This window comes from Tenacibaculum sp. AHE14PA (assembly GCF_019278465.1).
In the GTDB taxonomy this organism is placed as follows: domain Bacteria; phylum Bacteroidota; class Bacteroidia; order Flavobacteriales; family Flavobacteriaceae; genus Polaribacter; species Polaribacter bernardetii.
Map to the genome: position 1 here is coordinate 2666887 of NZ_CP058983.1, position 24623 is coordinate 2691509.

Below are 24623 nucleotides of genomic sequence, written 5' to 3' on the forward strand. Positions count from 1 at the left end.
ATAACTAAATAGTTAATAACTTATTAATATAATTTTAAAAGCTTCAGCATTAAATGTTGAAGCTTTTTTATTTTTACAGAAATCAAAAGTAGAAGATGAAGCAATATCTAGATTTAGTAAAACACGTTTTAGAAAACGGAAACGAGAAAGGTGATAGAACAGGAACAGGAACAAAAAGTGTTTTTGGTTATCAAATGCGTTTTGATTTAAGTGAAGGTTTTCCGATGGTAACTACAAAGAAGTTGCACTTAAAATCGATTATATATGAGTTGCTTTGGTTTATAAAAGGTGATACAAATATTAAGTATCTACAAGAAAACGGTGTTAAAATATGGAATTCTTGGGCTGATGAAAACGGCGATTTAGGACCTGTTTATGGTCATCAATGGCGTAATTGGAATAGTGATGAAATTGATCAATTAAAAGATGTTATTGAAACACTAAAAACGAATCCGAACAGTCGTAGAATGTTAGTTTCTGCATGGAATCCTTCTGTAATGCCTGATACTTCAAAATCATTTTCTGAAAACGTTGCTAACGATAAAGCAGCTTTACCACCGTGTCATGCATTTTTTCAGTTTTATGTAGCAGACGGAAAATTATCTTGCCAGTTATACCAACGAAGTGCTGATATATTTTTAGGTGTTCCGTTTAATATCGCTTCATATGCTTTATTTACAATGATGATTGCTCAGGTTTGTGGTTATGAAGCAGGAGAGTTTATTCATACTTTTGGAGATGCACATATCTACAGCAATCATATCGAACAATTAGAATTGCAATTGTCTCGAGAAACAAGGGCATTACCAAAAATGAAAATGAATCCTGAAATCAAAAACATTGAAGATTTTACTTTTGAAGATTTCGAATTAGTAGATTATAATCCGCATCCACATATTAAAGGTGCTGTAGCAGTATAATTTAACATTATTTTTTATAATTTCTTTAGTAGCTTTGTAATAGGAACCTAAAAAATATAGAAAATGACTACAAATGTTGATGTTTTAAAAGATGCTCTGTATGATAAAATAGCTGATATTAATGATGAAAAGGTTTTAGAAGCAATAGAAACTTTAGTTGATAATATAAAAACAGATGTTTTAGGCGGAGCTACTACAAGTAAAAGAGATTTAACAAGTTATATTAAAGAGTGGGCAAAGAGTGTCTAGCCATTTATTAAATACAATCTATGATTACAATAATTGCTGCAATAGCAAATAACAATGCTTTAGGAAAAGATAATGATTTAATTTGGCATTTGCCTGCGGATTTAAAACGATTTAAGAAAGTTACTTCGGGACATTATATTTTAATGGGGCGTAATACTTTCGAAAGTATTGGAAAACCATTACCTAATCGTACATCGGTTATTATAACTAGGAATAATGATTATTTTAAAGATGGATGTTTGGTCGCGAACTCAATTGAAGAGGCTATTGAATTATCAAAATCAGCTTCGGATGTTTTTATAATTGGAGGAGCCCAGGTTTATAAACAAGCCATCGAAAAAGGGTTGGTTGATCAATTAGATATTACGATTGTTCATCACGATTTTGAAGCAGATGTTTTTTTTCCAACCATTGATTTAGATGTTTGGGAAGAAATATCTAGAGAGGATTGCAAAGCAGATGAAAAAAATAAATACGATTACAGTTTCGTTTCTTACAAAAGAAAATAAACGGTTCTTAAATGTCAAGTCGAGCGCAGTCGAGACCGTATAAAATACTTCTCGACTGCGTTCGAAGAGACACGATAATTTATGTTATTCTGATTTTATTTCAGAACCTCAATTGATAAAAATATGTCAATACAACTTACTTCTATATCCAAAATTTACGGAACACAAAAAGCAGTCAATGATATTTCTTTTAAAGCAAGAAAAGGAGAAATAGTGGGGTTTTTAGGTCCAAACGGAGCAGGAAAATCTACCACTATGAAAATCTTAACCGGATTTATTCAGCCAAGTGAAGGAACTGTTTTTGTAAGCGGAATAAATGTTGTTAAAAACCCAATTGAAGCACAGAAAAAAATAGGTTATTTACCTGAACACAATCCATTGTATTTAGATATGTATGTGCGTGAGTATTTACAATTTCAAGCATCATTACATCAAGTTAAAAAAGAAGAAATAGAAACTGTTATTCAACAAGTTGGATTATCAGTTGAGGCACATAAAAAAATCAATAAACTGTCAAAAGGATATAGACAGCGAGTTGGTTTGGCAGCAGCAATTTTACACAATCCAGCAGTGTTAATTTTAGATGAACCAACCACAGGTTTAGATCCGAATCAATTAGTAGAAATTCGTGAGTTGATTAAAGAGCTTGGTAAGAATAAAACAGTTTTATTATCTACCCATATTATGCAAGAGGTAGAGGCGGTTTGCGATCGTGTAATTATTATAAATAAAGGGGAACTGGTTATTGATAAACCAATTTCTGAACTTAAAACAAGCAAGGAACAAACAATTAAAGTTACGTTTGATTATAAGTTAGAAGAACAATTTATACAGCGTTTACCAAATATTGTTTATTATAAAAATACGGTAGAAAATAACTGGATACTTACTTTTGAAACATCAGAAGATATGCGCCCAGTAATTTTTGATTTTGCGCAAGAAAATGGACTTAAAATTCTTGGTTTAAATACCGAAAATAAAAATTTAGAAAGCTTGTTTAGAGAATTGACTAATTAGAATAACTCCTATTATGGGAATCAAAAAGAACATAATTCTAGATAGAGTTGATAAAAAATCTATTTTAATTGATGTGTTTTCTTCAAGAGAAAAGAGTAATCAACCGATTGTTATTTTTTGTCATGGTTATAAAGGTTTTAAAGATTGGGGGGGTTGGAATTTAATGGCTGAATATTTAGCTAATGTAGGATTTTGTTTTGTTAAATTTAACTTCTCTCATAACGGAGGAACTATAGAAAATCCTATTGATTTTACAGATTTAGAAGCCTTCGGGAATAATAACTACACAAAAGAACTTGACGATTTAAATGATGTGTTAGATTGGGCGGCTTCTTATTTTAAAGACAGTGAAAGTTTTAATACAAGCGATATTAATTTAATAGGTCATAGTAGAGGCGGCGGCATTGCAATAATAAAAGCATCAGAAGATAATAGAATTACAAAACTTATTACATTAGCAAGTGTTAGTGATTTAGGCAAACGGACTGCTACTGTTGGTAACTTAAAAGAATGGAAAGAATCTGGTGTTAAATATGTTGTAAATGGAAGAACGAAACAACAAATGCCACATTATTATCAGTTTTATACTGATTTTAAAGATAATGAAAAACGCCTTAATATCAAATCTGCTGAAGAACAATTAAAGATTCCGCATTTAATTATCCATGGAGATAATGACACTTCAATCTCTATTAATGAAGCAAAAGAACTGCATGAATGGAATCCTAAAAGTAAACTACAAGTTATTGAAGGAGCAGATCATGTTTTTAATGTAAAACATCCTTGGAATGAAACTCAGTTATCTGCTGAATTAGAAAAAGTGAGTGAAATTATTTTACACTTCTTAGAGAAATAACTAATTAGAATAATTAGCTCGAAACCATACTTTTTTCCAAACTCTTTTTAATATTAAAAAGACAATACTTTCGGTATAGGTGTCAATATTTGATGCTTCTTTTTTATAAGTCATTGTTTCAGGAATATCAACAATGTATAAAAGATTTTTATAGCTGTTTAAATCCGCCAGAATTAAATGCTTTATTACTTTTGTTAACTCGTCCTTTAATGTAGTTGGTGTGCTGTTTTTAGTTAAATTAATTGCTAAATTGGCTAAGCTAAAATCTTTATTTAACTGAGTAATTAAATTTGCATACAGTTTTTCATTAACTGCCTTTACTAATAAAGCATCACTGTTAAGATGTTTAGAAAGCATTTTTAATTCAATTTATAATTAATATGTTGCTCATCCAATAACTTTAAAAATTCATTAGAAATTTTAATTTTAGTATTTCTGCTTGGTAAATTCAGCTCTATTTTTTCTTCGGTATCCCAAATAGTAAAATGTAAATTCTGAGTTCCTCTATTAGTTGCAAATAAATGCTGTAAATCTTTAATTCTGTTTTCTTTTACATCTTGTAAAGGCATCTTTATGGTTATTTTTTTACACATTTTATCCATAATATCATGAAGTAGTAAAAACTCGTTAAAGCTAACTCTTGGTTCTCCTTTTACACCTTCTTTATTTGTCCAACCTGGTTTTACCATTGTTTTTACAAATAAGAAAGAATTAGGAACCAAAAAGTGTTTAAACCTAAGGTATTCTTCACCAAAAATTCTAAACTCGAAATTCTCACTATAATCCTCAATAAAAAAAGTAGCCCAACCTTTTCCTGCTTTTGATATGCGATGCTGTACATCGGTTACGATGCCACCAAAAGACAATGCCATGCCTTCGTATTTAGGTAAATCATTGTAATGAGATAGTGCAGCGTTACAAAACTTCAGTTCGTTTTTAAAATCATCTAACGGATGCGCAGAAATATAAATACCTACTACTTCTTTCTCTCTTCCTAATAGCTCCATGGTTCCCCAAGTATCACAAGTAGGAATAATTGGTTCGGGCATTTCTTCTTCAGAGGCTCCACCAAATAAAGAAACCTGAGAAGAATTCTGATTCTCTTGATACTTATTACCAAAACGTAATGCTTTTTCTATAAATTTTTGATTCTTTTCATCCTTCACAAAATATTGTGCTCTGTGTGTATTTGTAAAAGAATCGAAACCGCCAGCTAAAATTAAACCTTCAAATGCTTTTTTATTTGCCACCCGTAAATCAACTCGTTTAGCAAGATCAAAAACAGAAGAAAAATGACCATTCTCTTCACGTTCATTAATAATTGCCTTTACGGCAAGACCACCAACACCTTTAATTGCAGCCATTCCAAAACGGATTGCTCCTTCTTTATTTACCGAGAATTTAGAAAAAGATTCATTTACATCAGGGCCTAAAACGGTAATTCCGGCACGTTTACATTCTTCCATAAAAAATGAAACCGATTTGATATCGTTCATATTGTTAGAAAGAACCGCAGCCATATATTCAGCTGGGTAATGGGCTTTTAAATAGGCAGTTTGATAAGCGATCCAAGCATAACAAGTAGAGTGCGATTTGTTAAAAGCATAAGAAGCAAAGGCTTCCCAGTCTGTCCAAATTTTTTCTAATTTTTTCTCGTCATGTCCATTTGCAATTGCTTGTTTTACAAACTTTGGTTTCATTTTATCAAGAACCGCAATTTGTTTTTTACCCATTGCCTTACGTAAAACATCGGCTTCACCTTTGGTAAAATCGGCTAATTTTTGCGATAATAACATTACCTGCTCTTGGTATACGGTAATTCCGTAGGTTTCAGCTAGGTATTCTTCCATGGCAGGTAAATCGTACTCAATTTCTTCATCTCCGTGTTTTCTTCGGATAAAAGAAGGGATATATTCCATCGGTCCTGGACGATACAAGGCATTCATGGCAATTAAATCTTCAAAAACGGTAGGTTTTAAAGATCTCATGTGTTTTTGCATTCCTGGAGATTCATATTGAAAAATACCAACAGTTTCTCCTCTTTGGAAAAGTTCATAGGTTTTTACATCATCTAACGGAAAGGTCTCAGGGTCTAAAAGAACATCGTGTCGTGCTTTTACAATTTTAACGGTATCCTTAATCAAGGTTAACGTTTTTAATCCCAAGAAATCCATTTTTAGTAAACCAGCATCTTCAACAACCGAGTTGTCGAACTGAGTTACATACATGTCGGAATCTTTGGCAAGTGCAACAGGTACGAATTTGGTAATATCATCTGGAGTAATAATTACACCACAGGCGTGAATACCAGTGTTACGAACAGAACCTTCTAAAATCCGAGCTTTATTAATGGTCTCTGCCATTAAATCATTTCCATTAGAAAGTCTTTTTAGTTCGTTTACTAATTCTATTTCTTCAGCACGAAGTTTTTCCTTTAAGGTCTTGTCATCCAAAGAGAATATTTTCTTTAGCTTCATTCCAGGAATCAACTTGGCAATTCTATCAGCTTCAAAAAGCGGTAAATCTAATACGCGAGCAGTATCTCTAATAGAAGATTTTGCAGCCATAGTACCATATGTGATAATTTGTGCTACCTGATTTGCACCGTATTTATCGATTACATAATCCATTACACGACCACGCCCTTCATCATCAAAATCAATATCGATATCGGGCATTGATACACGTTCGGGATTTAAGAAACGCTCAAAAAGTAAATCGTATTTAATAGGGTCTATATTGGTAATCCATAAACAATAGGCAACTACAGATCCAGCGGCAGAACCACGTCCTGGCCCTACAGAAACATCCATGTTTCTCGCTTCGCGGATAAAATCTTCAACAATTAAGAAGTAACCAGGATATCCAGTTTTTTCAATTACTTCCAACTCAAAATCTAAACGTTCACGAATACTATCAGTTATTTCGCCATATCGTTTTTTTGCACCTTCGTATGTTAAATGGCGTAAGAAATTATTCTCACCTCGTTTACCTCCGTCTTCATTATCTTTTTCATCTTTAAATTCGTCAGCAATATCAAAAGCAGGTAATAAAACATCACGAGCTAAAGTATAAGGTTCTATTTTATCTACAATTTCCTGAATATTAATGATGGCTTCAGGAAGATCTGCAAATAAAGTTTTCATCTCTTCAGATGATTTAAAGTAGTACTCGTCGTTTGGTAAACCATAACGATAACCACGACCTCTACCTTTAGGTGTTGCTTGTTTTTCACCGTCTTTTACACAAAGTAAAATATCATGCGCATTGGCATCTTCTTTGATTAAATAAAATGTGTTGTTAGATGCAACTGTTTTTACGTTATGCTTTTTAGAAAACTTTAAGAGTGTTTCATTAACAACTTTTTCATCTTCTTGATTATGGCGCATCAATTCGATGTACAAATCATCACCGAATTGTTCTTTCCACCAAATTAATGCTTCTTCAGCTTGCGCTTCACCAACATTTAATATTTTACTTGGCACTTCACCGTACAAACTACCAGTAAGTACAATAATATCTTCTTTATATTGTGCTACTACTTTTTTATCAATTCTAGGGATGTAATAAAAACCATCAACAAAAGCAATAGACGACATTTTTGCTAAGTTGTGATATCCTTTTTTATTTTTAGCTAACAAAACAACTTGGTAACCGTTGTCTTTCTGACTTTTATTAGTGTGATCGTTACAAATATTAAATTCACAACCAACAATTGGTTTTAAAGGTTTTTGAGTAGGTTCTTCTCCTTTTTCTATAGCTTCAATATTAGCCGAATCAACAGCTTTGTTATGATTTAAAACTGCTTGTACGAAATGAAAAGCAGCCATCATATTACCTGTATCGGTCATTGCTACTGCCGACATGTTATCTTTTGCAGCAGCTTTTACAATATTACCAATTTGTATGGTAGATTGTAAAACAGAATATTGTGTATGATTATGAAGGTGTGCGAACTGACTATCTTTTAACTCAGCTAAACCTTCATTAGTACTTATTGTTGTTGTATCTCCTTTTGCTTTTTCTTTTCTAGCGCGAATTTTTTCACTTTCTCTTTTAAGATTTAAGTGATTTAGTCCGATTATTTGAGTAACACTTGGGTTGTTTTGAGTGTAGCGATCAAAAAAATCGTCTGTAACCTGAAGTTGTTCTTTGGTAAACTGACGTAAACGAATTAATTCTAAAAAACATCTAGTTGTTGCTTCTACATCGGCAGTTGCGTTGTGCGCATCTCCAAAACCGTCTCCAAATAAATGCTGGTGTAATTCGGTTAATGTTGGTAATTTAAATTTACCACCACGACCACCAGGAATCTGACACATTTTTGCTGTATGCTCTGTACATGTATCTAATATTGGTAGTTTTGTTAAGTTGTTATCAACACCTAAACGATGGAATTCACAGCCCATAATATTAATATCGAAAGCAAGATTTTGCCCAACTATAAATTTTGTTTTACTTAAAGCTTCATTAAATAACGCTAAACCTTCAGAAAGTTCAATTCCTTGCTCCTGCGCTAAATCGGTAGAGATACCATGAATTCTTTCTGCATCATACGGAATATTAAATCCGTCTGGTTTAATTAAAAAATCGTTATGCTCAACTAAATTACCTAATTCATCATGTAATTGCCACGCGATTTGAGTAGCTCTAGGCCAATTATTAGTGTCAGTAATAGGCGCATTCCAACTTTTAGGTAGTCCGGTAGTTTCAGTATCAAAAATTAAATACATCTAGAGTGTTTTATTGAAGCGTTTAGGTATAAGTAAAGTGTAAAAATACGAAGAATTTGTGTTGTTTTTAGTAGAAGTTATTAACGAGTTTGTAACGTGATATTGAGTTTTATAGTCAATAAATACACATAATCTATTGTTACGTAGATGTTAAGTTTTAGTTTTATTGATATAAAATTAATTAAGAATCGAATTATAGAAGTATCTTTGCACTTTATTAAATATAATATTTTTTTACAATGAAAGAAGGAACAGTAAAGTTCTTTAATGAATCTAAAGGTTTTGGATTTATTACTGAGTCAGGATCAAACACAGAGTATTTTGTACATGTATCAGGTTTAATCGATGAGATTAGAGAAGGAGATACAGTAGAGTATGATCTTAAAGAAGGAAAAAAAGGTTTAAACGCAGTTGACGTTAGAGTATTATAATACCTAAACTCACCAAAATTTTCTTAAGAGCTTGTTTTTCAGGCTCTTTTTTATTGCAATAATGTTACGTTTTTAATTTTTAATAAAAAAAAAGCTATACATTTGCGCACACTTATCACGAGATGATAAGATTTGTTAATAATCAAGGTCGCGTACCTTAAAAATTAAAAATTATGCCTGTAAAAATTAGATTACAAAGACACGGTAAAAAAGGAAAACCTTTTTACTGGGTAGTAGCTGCTGATTCAAGATCAAAAAGAGATGGTCGTTATTTAGAAAAAATCGGAACGTACAACCCTAACACGAACCCAGCAGTAATTGACTTAGATGTTGATACAGCTGTAGAATGGTTACAAAAAGGTGCTCAACCAACGGATACTGCAAGAAACATTTTATCTTATAAAGGTGTTTTATTAAAGAATCATTTAGCTGGTGGAGTTAAAAAAGGAGCTTTAACACAAGAACAAGCAGATGCTAAATTTGCAGCTTGGTTAGAGGAAAAAACTGGTTTAGTAGCTGGTAAAGTTGATGGTTTAGCAAAGGCTGATGCTGATGCAAAAGCAAAAGCTTTAGAAGCTGAAAAAGCTGTAAACGCTGCACGTATTGCTGCTAATACACCTGCTGCACCTGTTGCGGATAGTGAAGAAGTAGCTGCAGATAACGGAGCAGATAGCGAAGAATAAAAAACTGTACTATAATGATGATGCAAAAAGAAGAGTGTTTTTATCTTGGCAAAATCGTTAAAAAACATAGTTTTAAGGGTGAAGTGGTTATTAAGTTAGACACTGATGAACCCGATCTTTACGAAAATTTGGAATCAGTTTTTGTCGATTTAGGCAATAATCTGGTTCCTTTTTTTATTGAAAAATCTTCGTTAAGTAAAAGCACTATGTTTCGTGTAAAATTTGAAGATGTAGATACCGAGCAAGATGCTGATGCTATTATGCGAGCAGGAATTTATTTGCCTTTAAATTTACTGCCAAAACTTACTGGAAATAAATTTTATTACCATGAAGTTATAGGTTTTACGATTATTGATAAAAATTACGGAGAGGTAGGTACATTAGCATATATAAATGATAAAGCAGCGCAACCTCTTTTTGAAATTGAAAACGGTGATACCGAGATTTTTATACCTATGATTGACGACTTTATTAAAAAAGTAGATCGAGAGAATAAAACAATTGAAGTAGAAACGCCAAAAGGATTAATCGAATTGTATTTAGAAGATTAACCTTTTCTTTTAAGAAAAATATTAAAAAAAGCCTAGAAAATTTAATCTTCTAGGCTTTTTTTGTTTTACTGAAGGATAAAATTACTTTTTAACTATTATAAAAGCTTGAAGAAAAATAAAAATGTATTTTTACAGACATTAATTTATAGAGTAAAAAAATGAGTTTATTAGAAGAATTACAAGATAGAAGTGGAAATCAATGTGAGTTATGCGCTTCAAAAGATAATTTATCAATTTATGAAGTTAAACCAATGGCTATTGGTGGTGTTGATGGTAGCTTATTAGCTTGTGATACTTGTGTTGAGCAAATTGAAGATGCTGAAAAAACAGAAGCAAATCATTGGCGTTGTTTAAATGATAGTATGTGGAGTGAGTTTAGAGCCGTAAAGGTTATTGCTTGGAGAATGTTATCTAGACTTCGTAAAGAAGGTTGGCCTCAGGATTTGTTAGATATGTTGTATTTAGAAGATGATGATTTACGTTATGCTAAAGAAAGTGGAGATCATTTAGATGAAAGTGAAAAAATAATTCACAGAGATGCAAACGGAGTAATTTTACAAGCAGGAGATTCTGTAGTATTAATTAAAGATTTAAAAGTAAAAGGTTCTAGTATAGTTGCCAAACAAGGTACTGCTGTTCGTAGAATTTCTTTAGATCATGAAAACGCAAATTATATTGAAGGTAAAGTAGGGCCAACTCAAATCGTTATTATTACCGATTACGTTAAGAAAATGGCTGAGAAGGAGTAAGAATCGAACGATGAGATTCTGAAGCAAGTTTAGAATAGCATTAAAAAATAGGTAATAAAAAAGGGAACGTTTTAAACGTTCCCTTTTTTAATTCTTATTTTTCAGTATTGTAAAATACTTTATAATATTTCATTTTTTTCTCTTCATCATAACCTTGTTCTAGATATTCTGAAGAAGCATCAGGTGCGTCTACATCAATTTTAATTAGAATATTTGTATCGAGTTTAAATTCTGTTTTAAACTTACTTTTTTCTTTTTTTAATACCGCATCCGAAACTTCAAAATTATTACGAATTAAAACATCATTCAAACCTTCAAAATGTTTTTTGTAGTCTTCAAACATACCTTTATGTTTCTCGTCTTCAAAAATTTCTTCTTTAAAACCATGATAATCTACGTTTTCATGCTCTTTAAAATAATCAACCGTATTGGCTAAGAAATTGCTTTGTTCATGTTTTCCGAATTCAGGTTTTATAATTTCTTCAGAAAAATCTTTACACATTTCTAAATAATTCTGAGTATGTAAATTACGATCATCTGCAAATTTTGCATTTAAGAAATTTTTAATCCAATATTGCGCATCATAATTATTGTTGTCTACGGATAAAATTACGGTTCCTTCAGTATCCGAAGAATTTATGATTAAACATCCTTTGTCTAATTTTTTAGTTGAAATTCCTTTCTGAACAACCACATCAAAACTATCATCATCTAAATATGTTTGTAAAAAATCTACTTTGCTTTCAATTTTAAAAACACCAACAGCTTCAGTTAAGATGTCTTTATATTCGATGCCTTCGAAATAAACCACCAAAACATCACCTGTTTTTATATTGGCAGAATTTGATTGTTCGTATAAGTGATTTACAATGTTTTTAGAATGCTCTATGAACGTGTTTTCATCTTCAAAAATATCAGAAGTGTATTTGTTAATTTCGTTTAAACGAACATCAGCATGATGGTTAAAACGATAACTTTGTGTTACTGTACCAAAGTTTTTTAATAAAAAAGGCATCAATAATTCGTAGCTTTCCTCATCGAAACGAACTAAGCTTTCTGAAAAAGCATTTTGGCCACTATTGTATTTATTAGCAACTTTATGAATAATACATTTGCTAATTTCTGCACGCGTTCTTTTAATCATCTTCTAAAATATTGGAAGACAAAAATAGAGAAACTAAAGTTTTAATTTAAATTGTTCGGGAAGTAATTTAAAAGTCATTCTGTGATAAGGAGTTGCACCAAATTCACGAATTGCGTTTCGATGTTCTTTTGTTGGGTAGCCTTTATTTTTTCGCCAATTATATTGCGGATATTCTTGATGAATTTTTTCCATATATTCATCTCTATATGTTTTTGCTAATACAGATGCTGCTGCAATACTCATAAATTTAGCATCACCTTTTACAATTGTTTCGTGCGGAATTTCTTTATAAGGTTTAAATTTATTACCATCAACAATAATAAATGCAGGTTGTGGAGAAAGTTGTTCTATAGAGCGTTGCATACCAGTTATAGATGCTTGTAAAACATTTATCTCATCTACTTCTTTATGATCTACAAAAGCAACGCCAAAGGCTAAGGCATGTTCTTCGATATAGGGGCGTAATTCACGACGCTTTTTTTCTGAAACTTGCTTAGAATCATTCAGTAATTCATGATGAAAATTTTCAGGTAAAATAACGGCTGCTGCAACCACAGGCCCAGATAGGCAACCTCTACCAGCTTCATCTGTTCCTGCCTCTAAAATATGTCCGCTATAATTTAATTTCAACATATTACAAATTAACAGTTTTCAAAGAAATTATTCACAATTTTTGTCGTTTAATTATTTTACTTTTGTCATTATGAAGAAATTTTTTATAATCATTATTTTATTAGTGTTAAGCGCTCAAATGTATTCTCAGAAAAGAGACCTTCCGAGAGGTTTAAATGTAGGGAATAGAGGTGGTTTTAATCAGAGCAATGATTCTATATATGAAGGAGAGGTTAACGTAAAACTTAGCGGTAAAACAAAGTATACCGATTATAAGATAATCTCTTTTAAAAACGATACTACAATTGTAGATACTACGTTAACGTTAAAAAAGCATTATAAGTTTAATTTTTTAAGAAAGGATAATTTCGAGTTATTACCCTTTCATAACCAAGGACAAACATTTAATAATTTAGGATATAATTTTAAAGGTATTTCTCAGTTCCCTGATATTGGTTTTCGAGCAAAACAGTTTAATTATTTCGAAAAAGAAGATGTAGATTATTACCATGTGCCAACACCAACAACCGAAGTTTTATATAGAACAGGATTAGAGCAAGGGCAAGTTTTAGATATTTTATTTACCACAAATTTTTCAAAACGATTTAATGTAGGCTTGTCCTACAAAGGTATTCGTTCGTTAGGTGCTTACAGGCGCGCATTATCAAGTTCAGGTAATTTTAGAATGAGTTTTAAATATGAAACTCCTAAAGGACAATATGCTATAAAAGGTCAGGCAGTTAATCAAGATTTTTTTAATCAAGAAAACGGAGGTTTAACAGCTACTTCTTTAGAGGCTTTCTTAAACGACGATCCTAACTTTAGTGGCAATAGAGGTAGATTAGATGTGAATTTAAATGATGCCGAAAATACACTAGAAGGAAAACGTTTGTATTTTGAACATACCTTTAAGCTACTATCAGCAAAAGATAGCTTACATGAAAATGATTTTTCGAATTTAAAAATAGGACATTCTTTTACAAGAGATTCTAAATACTATCGTTTCAACCAGTCAACTGCAACACCATCTTATTTTGGTGACGCAAACACATCAGGAAGCATAAATGATAAAGCCAGTTATTTACTTTACAATAATGAAGTTTTTTTAGATTTTAATTCTAAATATATATTGGGGAAGTTCCGCGTAAAAACAGGATATACCTCGTATAGTTATGGGTATGAAAACCTACAGAATAATTTAGTTGGAATTACTAAGAATAAGTTAATAGGAAAAGCAGTTTCTTTTGGTGCAAATTGGAACGGAAAAATAAAAAACTTTTATATAAATGCCTCTGGTAATTTAACACCAGGTAGCGCAAGACTTTCTGGAAACGATTTAAAAGCTGAAGCCTTTTATAAAAAGGATAGTTTATTTACGATAAAAGCGCATTTAGAAATAAGTAACAAATTACCAAACTTTAACTTTTTACTGCACCAAAGTAGTTATAACGACTATAATTGGGAAAACGATTTTGCTGCTGTAGGAACAAGAACATTAGGCGGTGTGTTTGAATCTAAATGGGGAAATGCATCTGTAGATATTACAAATATTGATAATTACACTTATTTTGATGAAACAAGTTCTCCGCAACAATTTTCGGGGAGTGTTAATTATTTAAAAGCAAAAGTAGCCAAAGAATTTACTTTCGGAAAATTTGCTTTGGATAACACAGTAATGTATCAAAAAGTAGCAAATGGTAATGATGTATTTAGAGTTCCGGAAATTGTAACAAGAAATACCTTGTATTATTCTGATAGTTGGTTTAAAGGAGATCCTTTATATGTGCAAATAGGAACTACGTTAAATTATTTTTCAGAATACAAAGCCAATACTTATAATCCGTTATTAGCTGAATTCAGGCTGCAAAATGATACTGAAATAGGTTATCCTACGGTTGATGTGTTTTTTAACGCAAGAGTGCGTAGAACACGTATTTACTTTAAGGCAGACAATGTGAGTTCTTTTTTCTTAAAAAAGAATTATTTATCTGATTCTAACAACCCATACAGAGATTTTGTAATCCGTTTTGGAATTGTTTGGAATTGGTTTATATAATTAAATAAGAACTATTACGTATGTTGTTTATTTTGATTTTTCTTATACTCTCATTAACATTCAGTTTTTTGAGTATTTTTTTTCTGGCAAGATGGAAAGAGTTATTCTCTTTTATTTCATGTAATATCGTAATTCTATTTTTTTACACACTATTAATTTATTTTAGAGAAAGTGATAAAATAGAATTTGGATTTTATTTTAAGATATTATTGTTAATAACGCTCCATTCATTTTTGATTTTTCTTTTCGCTATTTATAAATATCATATAATATCTAAAAAATGAAAAATCAATTAAAAAATAATTGGAAACTATTTTTAATAGCTAGTTTAACCTTAGGATTGGCTCCTTTTAATCCGCCACATATTGTTGGTAAACTAAAATGGATTTTAGGAGGAAATGCTTTTTCAGGTGAACAAGCAATGCAATTTAAGGATTGGTTTGATGTTTTATTACACGGATTACCTTGGTTGCTTTTAACAGTATCTATGCTATTAAATCTTTCTGCATTATTGGTAAAAACCGATTCGGAATAGAACTCTCCTTTTTGTCAATTATAACAAAGCCTTGACTTTTATAAAAGTCCACCGCATTTGGATCGGCTAATAAAGTTAGTTTGTTTACTTTTAGGTTACGCGCTTTTGTAAAAGCGTGTAATAATAAATTTTTACCAATTCCTTTTCCAATAAATTCAGGAAGAATAAACAGCATTTCTAGTTCAATTTTATTTTCTATGGGTTGGTTTAAAATGTAAAAGCCTGCAATTTTATCCTTTTGAAGAAATTTATAAACAAATACATCTTCAATCATTTTAGATGTAACAGTTAAATCACTTCGCCAACTTTCTATTAATTCGTTAGAATAGCCCCAATGCGCTTTAGAGGTTAAAGCAATATTGGTTAATAAATTCCTATCGTTTATGGTGGCTTTTTGTATCATATAAAAAAAATTCCGTCATTCTGAACAAAGTGACGGAATCTATAAAATATAGTTTTTTGATTGTAAGATTACTTCGGAATAAAAATTCTTCGTAATAACGTATTTATTTTTTAGCGATTTGTCTGATTTTAATTCTAAAAGCAGCAAACAACAACGTCATAAACGGACTTAAGTAATTAAATATGGCGTATAAAGCATACTCGCCAACACCAACACCTAAAACACCAGCTTGGTAAGCACCACAGGTGTTCCACGGAATTAATACCGAAGTTACGGTTCCTGAATCTTCTAAGGTTCTACTTAAATTCTCAGGCGCTAAACCTTTGTCTTCATAAGCTTGTTTAAACATTTTACCAGGAATTACTATCGCTAAATATTGATCTGAAGCAATAATATTTAACCCTAAACAGCTAATAACGGTACTTGCAAATAATCCGAATACAGAAGTTGCTATTGCTAATAATTCTTTTGTAAGTTTTGCTAAGGCACCAATAGCATCCATAACTCCACCAAAAACCATAGCACATATAATCAATAAGATGGTCCATAGCATTCCAACAACACCACCTGCGCTAAATAATTCGGTTAACTTTTCATTATCCGTTTGTACTTGAGTATCTGTTATAACAGCATTTAAAACGGATTGATATCTAGATTCAGATAAAGCATCTAACACATCACCTTGAAAAATAAAAGCAAAAACAGCAGCTAAAACAACTCCAGTACCTAAGGCAACTAATGGTTTTGTTTTTAATAAAATCATGGCAATAACTACTGCTGGAACAATAAATAATACCGGTGAAATATGAAACGTATTTTTAATACTCGCTAATAAATTACTTATATCTGTACTTCCTGTAGTATCAATTGTTGCACTTAATATAGCAAAAACAATAAGTGTAATTGTAATTGTTGGCACTGTGGTATATGCCATATATTTAATATGTGTAAATAAATCGGTGCCAGCCATAGCAGGAGCTAAATTTGTAGTGTCAGAAAGAGGCGACATTTTATCGCCAAAATAAGCTCCAGAAATTACAGCACCAGCAATCATTCCTGTCGGAATTCCTAATGCACTACCAATTCCTACCAATGCAATACCTACCGTTGCTGAGGTGGTCCAAGAACTTCCTGTAGCTACCGATATAATTGCTGCAATTATTACCGATGCAGGTAAAAATATTTCAGGACTTAATACTTGTAATCCGTAATATACCATGGCAGGTATAATTCCACTTACCAACCAAGTTCCTGCTAAAGCTCCAACTAAAAACAAAATCATAATAGGAACGAAAACACTTTTCCAGTTTTCTAAAACTTCAGAAACCATTTTTTTAAGTGATACTTTATTGTAAAACCCAACACCAGCAGCAACTAAGCCTCCTATTAATAAAATATATTGATTAGAATAATCTCCTAACCAAGCGCCGTCTGCATAAAAAATATTATACGCCAATAAACTCATTAAAATGATTACAGGAATTAAAGCTTCCCAAATATTTAATTCTTTATTATCAATAATTTTTTGGCTATCTATATTAATTTCAGATAAGTTTTTATCGTCTTGCATTGTATCTTTTTTTTCGGTTTGTAATGTTACGATTTTGTATAGAATTATACAAGTAGAATTCGTTTACTACATTTGCTTTTATGGATTCATTAACTCAAATTGTTTTAGGTGCTGCTTGTGGCGAATTAGTGCTTGGTAAAAAGATTGGAAATAAAGCATTGTTATTCGGAGCCATTGGTGGTACAATCCCCGATTTAGATGTGTTTATTGGCGGATGGTTGTATAGTAATGAAATTGATGCGATGGCTTTTCACCGAGGGTTTATGCATTCCATTTTATTTGCTGTGTTTAGTTCTTTTCTCTTCGGATGGATCACTTTTAAATTATACAATAAAGGTAAACGTAGCGAGACAACGACATTAAAAAATTGGATTTGGCTTTATTTTTTAGCAATTTTCACGCATCCTCTTTTAGATAGTTTTACACCTTACGGTACACAATTGTTTTTACCTTTTTCTGATTATAGAGTTGCATTTAATAATATTTCGGTGGTAGATCCTTTATACACATTGCCGTTTTTAATATGTTTAGTTGTTGCGATGTTTTATAATCGAAAAAGAACAAGAAGAGCAGCCTGGGTAAAAACAGGTGTTTATATTAGTTCGGCTTATATGTTATTTACTTTAGGGAATAAGATTTATATAAATAGGGTGTTTAAAAAATCATTTGATGAAGCAGGTATTTCTTATAGCAGATTTTCTACACAACCAACAATATTTAATAATGTTTTGTGGTACGGAGTTGCAGAAACAGAGAAGAATTATAAAATAGGATTCTATTCTTTATTAGACACCAAAGTAAAAGTAGACACAATGCTAACGATTCCTAAAAACAGAAAATTGTTAGATGTAAATCATCCAGATATAAAAACCCTAACTTGGTTTAGTAATGGTTATTACAATTTAGTGCCAATAGATTCTTCAGAAAACGTACAATATTTAGATTTACGCTATCCGTTATTAAATCCTAAAGACTTTACAACATCAGTATTTAAGTTTGAATTAAAAAAAGATGGAAATCGCTGGGATATGGTTCCGTTTTCAGGAAATCCACCTTCTAAAAAAGACTTAAACGAGTTTTTAAAACGATTTAAGGGAATTTAAAGCGCTCTAAAAATATCTAATAATATTGGTTTTAATCCGCTAAAGAAAAATTCTACAGCAATAACCATAACAATTAATCCCATTAAACGCATCATTACATTAATACCTGTTTGACCAAGTATTTTAATGATTTTAGAAGAACTGTATAATATAAAATAGGTTAGTAAAATAACAGTAAAAGCAGCGAAGATTAACGCTATTTTCATTTCAAAAGTATGAGCATCTTCCATCATCACAATTGCATTTGTTAATGCCCCAGGACCACAAATCATAGGTATAGCAAGGGGTGTTACAGAAATATCATCTACATAGGTTTTTATTTCAGACTCTTTTAATTTCACTTTTCCTAAACGAGCTTGTAGCATATCCATTCCCATTAAAAAGAAAATTACACCACCAACAACTCTAAAACTATTTACTGAAATACCAAAAAAGTTAAATAAAACCTGACCCGAAAAGGCAAAAATCACAATTGTTATAAAACTAACAACAGCTGCTTTTTGAGCAGTTTTTGTTCTATGGCTCTGATCTAAATCAGCAGTCATAGTCATAAAAATAGGCATGGTTCCAAAAGGATTTATCAACGTAAAAAAAGACGTAAATGATAAAATACCAAAAGCGATTACTTCATTCATAATTAAAAATAGTGTGTAAATTTTCTTTAGGTTATGAGCTTTATCATTTTAAAATTCATAACATGTTATTTAAATTGCAAAACACTCGTTTTTTTGTTTTTAAAGAAAGATAAAAGTTGAATTATAGATTATTTTACTATAAAATATGGTTATATTAGTTTTTAAAATTAAATTTATATAGTTATTCTTTAAAATACCAATATATTATTCAGATGAAATTAGACGCAATAGATAAAAAACTTTTAGTTTTACTTCAAAAAGACAGTAAACAGACTACAAAACAGCTGTCTTTGTTCTTAGGTTTGTCGGTTACGGCTGTTTATGAACGCATAAAAAAGTTAGAAAGAGAAGGGGTAATTACACAATACGTAGCAATAGTAGATAAAGAAAAAATCGAGAAATCGTTTTTAGCGTTCTGTCACTTAAAGTTAGAGAAGCATGCAAAAGAAAATATTATTGTTTTTGAAAAGGAAATCACCAAATTAGAAGAAGTAACTGAGTGTTTTCACGTGAGTGGTAATTACGATTATATCTTAAAAATATATGTAAAAGATATGAACGAATATCGCGATTTTATGGTTAATAAATTAACCGCATTAAAACATATAGAGAGTACTTATAGTACTTTTGCTATAGGTAAAGTTAAGAGCTCTAAAGCAATAATTTTATAAAAAAAAAGAGCAATTAATTGCTCTTTTTTTTATAAAATCACTCTACTATTAATTCTTATTTTTTAATTAAAACGATTTTTTCGGTTTGTTTACTTACTAAATCTTTATAAAAGCGTTGTAAACTGTTATAATGTTCAGGAGTAATTATGTTTGAATTAATTTGCATAATAGATGAAAGTTTAATTTTGTTTTGTTGAATAGTAATTTGAAACTTAAATATTCCTAAATTATCTGGCAGACCTATTGCTATATTTTCTGGATAAGATTCAATTGAATATGTTTGAGGTATTGTAATTGAAACAGAAAAATTATCTTGCCAAGGCATAATATAATCTACAGGAAAATTTCTTTCTTTAGATTTAAAAGGATTATTAGTTGTAGCTAAGAAAAACATCGGGTGAAAATATAATTTACCGTTTATATTTTCAATAAAATCTTCACTGGTAAACTTAAAACTTCTAATTACAGGTTTAAGTAATTTTTTTTCATTTAACAACTTATAATCGTTAATTTCAATAGAGTACTTTTCTTCAAGAGAAGCTTTAACTTCAGATTCTTTTTTCTGACTATTTTTTTTCCTAAAATACATTGCTGAATGACCTGATAATGTTTTTCTCATCATTCCATTAACCTCTCCTAAATTATTGATTTTTATGTGTAATATATTATTTTCTTTCGAAAAATAACGAGGTGTTAGACTAACTTCCTTTGAACTTCCATCTTTAAAAACTTCTCTACCAAGCCAATTTAGAGCTCTATGTGGTAATGTATTTGGCATAGAGTATGTTTCTGTTGCATCTAGTAAAATAAACTTTCCGTCATTGAAATTAACTTTAGAAATGACATAGTTTAAGCCTTCTATTGTTGGGAATAATGGAATTCCGTTGTTTTTACTACTTATCAATACAGGGTTTGCATTTAGATTTGCACTACGTAGCATTGCGGTTAGCATTAGGTTTATATCTGCTGTATTTCCTACGCCTTCTTTAAATGCTTTTTTTACACCTAAATCCGTGTATTTACCATAATAACCATTCCATTTTACCTTAGCTTTTACGAACTGTAATATTTTAAAAGTTTTGTCTAAATCGTTTTTTGCAATACTAATTAAATTAGTTAATTCATCATTATAATAATTGTTTTTTTCAAGTTCACCACCAAAAGAAGGTGATTTATATATTGTTTTACAAACAGTTTCCCAGTTAGTTGAGTAGTTTTTATGTAACGATTGAGGGAATTTTGTGCCTGAAAGTTCATATTGAATTCCTCCTCTGTAATTTGCTATATTGTAAATATGTGACTCATTACCTTTTAAAGCAGGTATGTTTTGATCAATAAATGTAGAGCTATGTATTGTATAATTTACTTGATTATTATTCACATTACTTTGGATTGTAGATCCAAATTTGCGACCAGTATTTGAAGATGTTCTCGTTCGAGTTGTCCAACTAGCTCGACCAGGCTTATTCGTTTGTTTTACAGGAACATTATAATACCCCTTTGCTTTAGAGTTAAAAGTGAAATATTCAGGTATTTCTATTTGGTAATCAAGCTTTTTCACAGGGATTTCATATTGAAAATTTATTTTTTCTATACCCCAATACGGTGAAGTTAAAGTATATTTTATATCCAAAACACTTCCTTTATTTATATTAGGTAATGTTATTTTTTTTTGAGACCTATATTTACTTAATTCATCATCGAAAATATTTTTTTTCGATAATTTTTGCTTAAGAATTTTTCCGTTTTCAAGATTAAAAGTATAAGCTTTAATTGAATTTATTTTTTCATGATCACCAGACTTAGGCTTGTAATACGTCATTTTTTTTGTAGCATATTCATAACCTTTAGTAGAATATATTTTTATTCTTTCGTGATATTCAGTTACTACCAAAAAACCTCTAGATTTATCGTAAATAAAGTGAGTTTTCCTTTTCTTTAATAAATAAGCTGCATCTGCAGTAGAATCTAAAGGATGAAATTTTTCTTTTAATTCTTCTTTAAAAACTTCTCCAAATTTTATTTCTTGGGCTGTAGTTAATAATGAAAATGTTACGGCAATAAATAGTAATAGTTTCTTCATTTTTTTATAATAATTATAGTTTAGTAAGTTCAGTTCTAATATTATCATATTTAGCAACTGTTTTTCTGAATTTTCGATAAAATTTATAATCCTCTTTAGGATGTTTTCCTTCTTTTAAAGAAAACTCTCTGTTGTATTTAAAAGAGGTATCACTAATTTTTTCAAAGGTTACTTTATAGGTTCCAAATTTATTTTCAATACTTTTATCTAAAGGTAAATTCGCGATCGAATATTCTTCAGGTGTCTTAAATATAAATTCATCTTTATCTGTAAATCCTCTTACGATATACAATTCTCGTTGTCTTTTTCGATATCTTTTAGGAATAAAAGTAGATTTATTAAACACATTTAGTTTTAGTAAATAACTACTATCTCTTAGTGATGCATACTTTTCAATTTTTAGAGCTAAGTTTTCTGTAAATACTATTTTTTCTTTATCATTTTTATGAACGATATTTTCAATTGTTAAGTTGTTATTGTAGCCCCAAACATTCGATTTATAATGTTTATAGAGTTCTTTTTGTGTATAATTTTCAATTTGATATTTATTATAATACTCTGTTCCATATGCTTCCCTGGTCAAAGCTGCAGTTATATTACCGTTGGCTAATAAATTAATAGTAGCTTCAGTTTTTTGAAGGTTATCGGTATTTGTATAAGCAGGAGTTCTTTTTATAATACCTCCTTCAGGGGTTATAACTAAAACATCTCTATCATCAGTAAAATCGCCTAAAAAACCAAAAGGAATGGTTTGACTCGTGCATTCTAACCAGATATCATTGCCTTCATTCGGAATGTTTAATATCATGTGGTTACCCTGAATAATGGTAAAGTCTTTATCTATATTTTTTTTGTTACCAGCATGAACAATTGTGTGGTAAGAGGTAATACCTACAGCATCTAAAAGAGCTTTAGTATAATTAGTTAGTCCTTTACAATCGCCATAACCCACAGCATCAACTTTATTTGCAGCTATTGGTTGCCAACCACCTATGTCAACCTGTACACTAATGTAACGTGTTTTGTTTTGAACATATTGATAAATGATTTTAGCTTTTTCAATAGGTGTTTTTGCATTTTTCACTAAGTTTTTTGCTTTAGCGACCGTAACTGGTGATAAATGATTTCGATTTGCAATCAATTTATTATGCATCCAACTTCCAAATTCTTTCCAGTCTTTAGCCTCTCCTTTAACTCCTTTTAAACTAAATTTGTTTAGAGAAATAGAAAGATTAGGCGAAAAATGTTCGAAGTTAATGGTATGCGCTTCGTATTTTATTGCTTTTTGATTTGTTAAGGAATAAACTAAGTTACTTTCATTTAAAGAGCTTTTGATAGGTAGATTTTTAAATTTTTTTTCTCTTTTTCTTAAAGGAATTTTTTCATGATTATTTAGTGTGTAAATACTTTTTTCAATACTTAAATTATAATTCTCAATAGGGAACCAACGAGGAATAAATGCAGTTGATGAATTTTTATATTTAGATTCTAAAACAACAGTATAGGGATAAGAAGTTGGGGTGTATTCTAGATATTTTAATCTAGAATCAGAATACAAAGTGCCACCATTAATAGCACTTACATCTTTAAAATCATTTTTAGAATATTTTTTAATTTTATCACCAAAAGCATCATATATAATTGCAGATAGTTTTATTATCCTTGTATCATCATTATAATACTTGTAAGCATCTATATGGGTTTTACCAAGTTTATTTAACACAGTAACTATTCTTTTTTGTGTAATAACCATTTCATCTACGGCTACAATATCAACAAGAATATCATTAAGTCTAATTACTGCGTTTGCATTTTCTGTTAATTCTTTAGATATAAAAAGGGAAGATAGATTGTCATTTTTCTGAGCAAATATATTCACACACAAAAGGAAAGCTATTAATAAAATAGCTTGGGGTAATTTTTTCATAGAAGCAACTTTTTTCTTTTTTAACAAAAGAAGCAAAAAAAAGTTGATTATAAAATTTTTTGTTCGTTTTTGTAAAAAGTATCAGCCTGAAGTTTCATGAGATTACGAGCCATTTTTTGCTTATAATTGTATAATTCTTCTTCCGTTTTTAAACCGGAATATACTTTATTGTTGATATCAATGTCTGTTTTTAAAATAGCTTCTCGTTGCTGTACTTGTTGCTGAATCCACGTTTTTATAATTGATTCCTGGTTTTCGAGTTTATAATCATATTCTCCTTTAGAGCTGATGAGTTTCGAGAAAATAGGCGCCGTTTCAATAGCTAAGAATAACAAGAAAATAAAGAAAGATGGCAACAAAGGAAGTTTATTTAAGGCCTCTATACGTGCCATTAATCCGTCGAAATTAGAAATTATGGGTTGGGTTTTCGTTTCTGTTAATTTCTGATTTTCTTGTAAGTTTACAATCGCTAATTCTTTTGCTTTAATTTTTTCGTTATTACTTTCCTTTAATAATTGTAGCTCAGCTAAAGCAGCATCGTGTTTGGCTCGTTTTTCTTTGTATACAGGGCCTTTTCCTAAACGCTTCGTTCCTTTTGTGCCTTCAGCTTCTGCAATATATGTTTCGTAAAGAGAATTTGTTTCGCCTTCTTTTGCAAGAATTTCATTTTTTAAAACTTCAATTTCTAAATTAATATTGTTTATTTCGGGTGTAAACTGTTGCGCAATTTGCGATTTATTAGCTAACGTCATTTGATTTTTCTCGGTAAGCAAAACTTGATTTATTTCTTTTTCGAAAATCTTTAATTCCAGAGGTTTTGAAATTACCACAGCAATAATAAAAGCTAAAAGCAAACGCGGAATTACCTGTGCTATTTCTTGACGTTTAGATTCTTTTTTTTTGAGGGTTGAAACAATAAAACGATCTAAATTAAAGATTAGCAACCCCCAAATGAATCCAAAAAAGATAGCGGAGTATAAGTTGTCGAAAACTGTAAATAAAGCATAGCTACAAGCAATGGTTGCCATTAGCGCTGTAAAAAAAACAGTAGCACCAATACCTGCGTATTTGTTTTGTTCTCCGTTAGCGCAATCTTTAATTAATTGTAAATCTACTCCCGAACAAATAAGGAAAAACTGTTTTAACATAAAAATAAGTGTATACTATAAGAACGATACTTTCAAAG

General features: G+C 30.5%; 23 protein-coding genes. 13 read left to right on the forward strand and 10 right to left on the reverse strand.

What is annotated here, in order from left to right:
• Positions 1-95 precede the first annotated feature (95 nt).
• From H0I30_RS12270 to H0I30_RS12290, 5 genes are all read left to right on the forward strand, one after another.
• The gene (locus H0I30_RS12270; RefSeq protein WP_218772148.1) at positions 96-920 is read left to right on the forward strand and encodes a thymidylate synthase; all 825 of its coding nucleotides are present in this window, start codon (positions 96-98) and stop codon (positions 918-920) included.
• A 63-nt stretch (positions 921-983) separates the two neighbouring features.
• Positions 984-1169 (forward strand): hypothetical protein, encoded by a 186-nt coding sequence (locus tag H0I30_RS12275; protein WP_218772149.1) that lies wholly within the window; start codon positions 984-986, stop codon positions 1167-1169.
• Between the two features lie 20 nt (positions 1170-1189).
• On the forward strand, positions 1190-1678 hold the full coding sequence (locus tag H0I30_RS12280) for a dihydrofolate reductase (RefSeq protein WP_218772150.1): 489 nt from the start codon (positions 1190-1192) through the stop codon (positions 1676-1678).
• A gap of 123 nt (positions 1679-1801) precedes the next feature.
• Positions 1802-2695: a gliding motility-associated ABC transporter ATP-binding subunit GldA gene (gene gldA, locus H0I30_RS12285; RefSeq protein ID WP_218772151.1), complete on the forward strand. Its 894-nt coding sequence runs from the start codon at positions 1802-1804 to the stop codon at positions 2693-2695.
• 13 nt (positions 2696-2708) lie between these two features.
• Entirely contained in the window at positions 2709-3551 is an 843-nt protein-coding gene (locus tag H0I30_RS12290) for a S9 family peptidase (protein ID WP_218772152.1), read from the forward strand.
• On the opposite strand, the gene H0I30_RS12295 is transcribed toward H0I30_RS12290, so the two are convergent.
• A complete protein-coding gene (locus tag H0I30_RS12295) occupies positions 3552-3908 on the reverse strand; it encodes a hypothetical protein (RefSeq protein ID WP_218772153.1) in 357 nt (118 codons plus the stop codon).
• 2 nt (positions 3909-3910) lie between these two features.
• Entirely contained in the window at positions 3911-8284 is a 4374-nt protein-coding gene (dnaE, locus tag H0I30_RS12300; RefSeq protein ID WP_218772154.1) for a DNA polymerase III subunit alpha, read from the reverse strand.
• A 239-nt stretch (positions 8285-8523) separates the two neighbouring features.
• On the opposite strand from dnaE, the gene H0I30_RS12305 reads away from it, so the two are divergent.
• The 4 genes from H0I30_RS12305 to H0I30_RS12320 all read left to right on the forward strand — a co-directional run bounded on the left by H0I30_RS12305 (position 8524) and on the right by H0I30_RS12320 (position 10698).
• On the forward strand, positions 8524-8715 hold the full coding sequence (locus H0I30_RS12305; RefSeq protein WP_218772155.1) for a cold-shock protein: 192 nt from the start codon (positions 8524-8526) through the stop codon (positions 8713-8715).
• Between the two features lie 173 nt (positions 8716-8888).
• Entirely contained in the window at positions 8889-9398 is a 510-nt protein-coding gene (locus H0I30_RS12310) for a 30S ribosomal protein S16 (RefSeq protein ID WP_218772156.1), read from the forward strand.
• Between the two features lie 20 nt (positions 9399-9418).
• Complete coding sequence (rimM, locus tag H0I30_RS12315; protein WP_218773529.1) at positions 9419-9949, forward strand: ribosome maturation factor RimM; 531 nt, start codon at positions 9419-9421, stop codon at positions 9947-9949.
• Positions 9950-10107: 158 nt separating this feature from the next.
• Entirely contained in the window at positions 10108-10698 is a 591-nt protein-coding gene (locus H0I30_RS12320; protein WP_218772157.1) for an alkylphosphonate utilization protein, read from the forward strand.
• A gap of 94 nt (positions 10699-10792) precedes the next feature.
• Here the strand turns inward: H0I30_RS12320 and H0I30_RS12325 are convergent, their stop codons facing one another.
• Together H0I30_RS12325 and H0I30_RS12330 are read right to left on the reverse strand one after the other, a co-directional pair.
• Positions 10793-11842: a nucleoid-associated protein gene (locus tag H0I30_RS12325; RefSeq protein ID WP_218772158.1), complete on the reverse strand. Its 1050-nt coding sequence runs from the start codon at positions 11840-11842 to the stop codon at positions 10793-10795.
• A 33-nt stretch (positions 11843-11875) separates the two neighbouring features.
• The gene (locus H0I30_RS12330; protein ID WP_218772159.1) at positions 11876-12475 is read right to left on the reverse strand and encodes a ribonuclease HII; all 600 of its coding nucleotides are present in this window, start codon (positions 12473-12475) and stop codon (positions 11876-11878) included.
• A gap of 70 nt (positions 12476-12545) precedes the next feature.
• On the opposite strand from H0I30_RS12330, the gene H0I30_RS12335 reads away from it, so the two are divergent.
• Positions 12546-14510, forward strand: a complete 1965-nt coding sequence (locus tag H0I30_RS12335) for a putative porin (protein WP_218772160.1) — start codon at positions 12546-12548, stop codon at positions 14508-14510.
• 280 nt (positions 14511-14790) lie between these two features.
• The gene (locus tag H0I30_RS12340) at positions 14791-15045 is read left to right on the forward strand and encodes a hypothetical protein (RefSeq protein ID WP_218772161.1); all 255 of its coding nucleotides are present in this window, start codon (positions 14791-14793) and stop codon (positions 15043-15045) included.
• On the opposite strand, the gene H0I30_RS12345 is transcribed toward H0I30_RS12340, so the two are convergent.
• Together H0I30_RS12345 and nhaC are read right to left on the reverse strand one after the other, a co-directional pair.
• Positions 14996-15448 carry a GNAT family N-acetyltransferase gene (locus H0I30_RS12345; protein WP_218772162.1) on the reverse strand — a complete coding sequence of 151 codons (453 nt, stop codon included), beginning with the start codon at positions 15446-15448 and terminating at the stop codon, positions 14996-14998. The genes H0I30_RS12340 and H0I30_RS12345 overlap by 50 nt on opposite strands.
• Positions 15449-15551: 103 nt before the next feature.
• Complete coding sequence (nhaC, locus tag H0I30_RS12350; RefSeq protein WP_218772163.1) at positions 15552-17018, reverse strand: Na+/H+ antiporter NhaC; 1467 nt, start codon at positions 17016-17018, stop codon at positions 15552-15554.
• Positions 17019-17098: 80 nt separating this feature from the next.
• Between nhaC and H0I30_RS12355 the strand changes: the two genes are divergently transcribed.
• Entirely contained in the window at positions 17099-18121 is a 1023-nt protein-coding gene (locus H0I30_RS12355) for a metal-dependent hydrolase (RefSeq protein WP_218772164.1), read from the forward strand.
• Here H0I30_RS12355 and H0I30_RS12360 read toward each other — a convergent pair.
• Positions 18118-18756, reverse strand: a complete 639-nt coding sequence (locus H0I30_RS12360) for a MarC family protein (RefSeq protein WP_218772165.1) — start codon at positions 18754-18756, stop codon at positions 18118-18120. The two genes, H0I30_RS12355 and H0I30_RS12360, sit on opposite strands and share 4 nt — an antisense overlap.
• A gap of 212 nt (positions 18757-18968) precedes the next feature.
• Here H0I30_RS12360 and H0I30_RS12365 point away from each other — a divergent pair, with 212 nt between their 5' ends.
• On the forward strand, positions 18969-19427 hold the full coding sequence (locus tag H0I30_RS12365; RefSeq protein ID WP_218772166.1) for an Lrp/AsnC family transcriptional regulator: 459 nt from the start codon (positions 18969-18971) through the stop codon (positions 19425-19427).
• A 55-nt stretch (positions 19428-19482) separates the two neighbouring features.
• On the opposite strand, the gene H0I30_RS12370 is transcribed toward H0I30_RS12365, so the two are convergent.
• From H0I30_RS12370 to H0I30_RS12380, 3 genes are read right to left on the reverse strand one after another with little or no spacing between them, the layout of a single operon-like run.
• Positions 19483-21510: a DUF3857 domain-containing protein gene (locus H0I30_RS12370; RefSeq protein ID WP_218772167.1), complete on the reverse strand. Its 2028-nt coding sequence runs from the start codon at positions 21508-21510 to the stop codon at positions 19483-19485.
• 13 nt (positions 21511-21523) lie between these two features.
• Positions 21524-23437, reverse strand: a complete 1914-nt coding sequence (locus H0I30_RS12375; protein WP_218772168.1) for a DUF3857 domain-containing protein — start codon at positions 23435-23437, stop codon at positions 21524-21526.
• Between the two features lie 47 nt (positions 23438-23484).
• Positions 23485-24585 (reverse strand): DUF4407 domain-containing protein, encoded by a 1101-nt coding sequence (locus H0I30_RS12380; RefSeq protein ID WP_218772169.1) that lies wholly within the window; start codon positions 24583-24585, stop codon positions 23485-23487.
• Positions 24586-24623 lie beyond the last annotated feature (38 nt).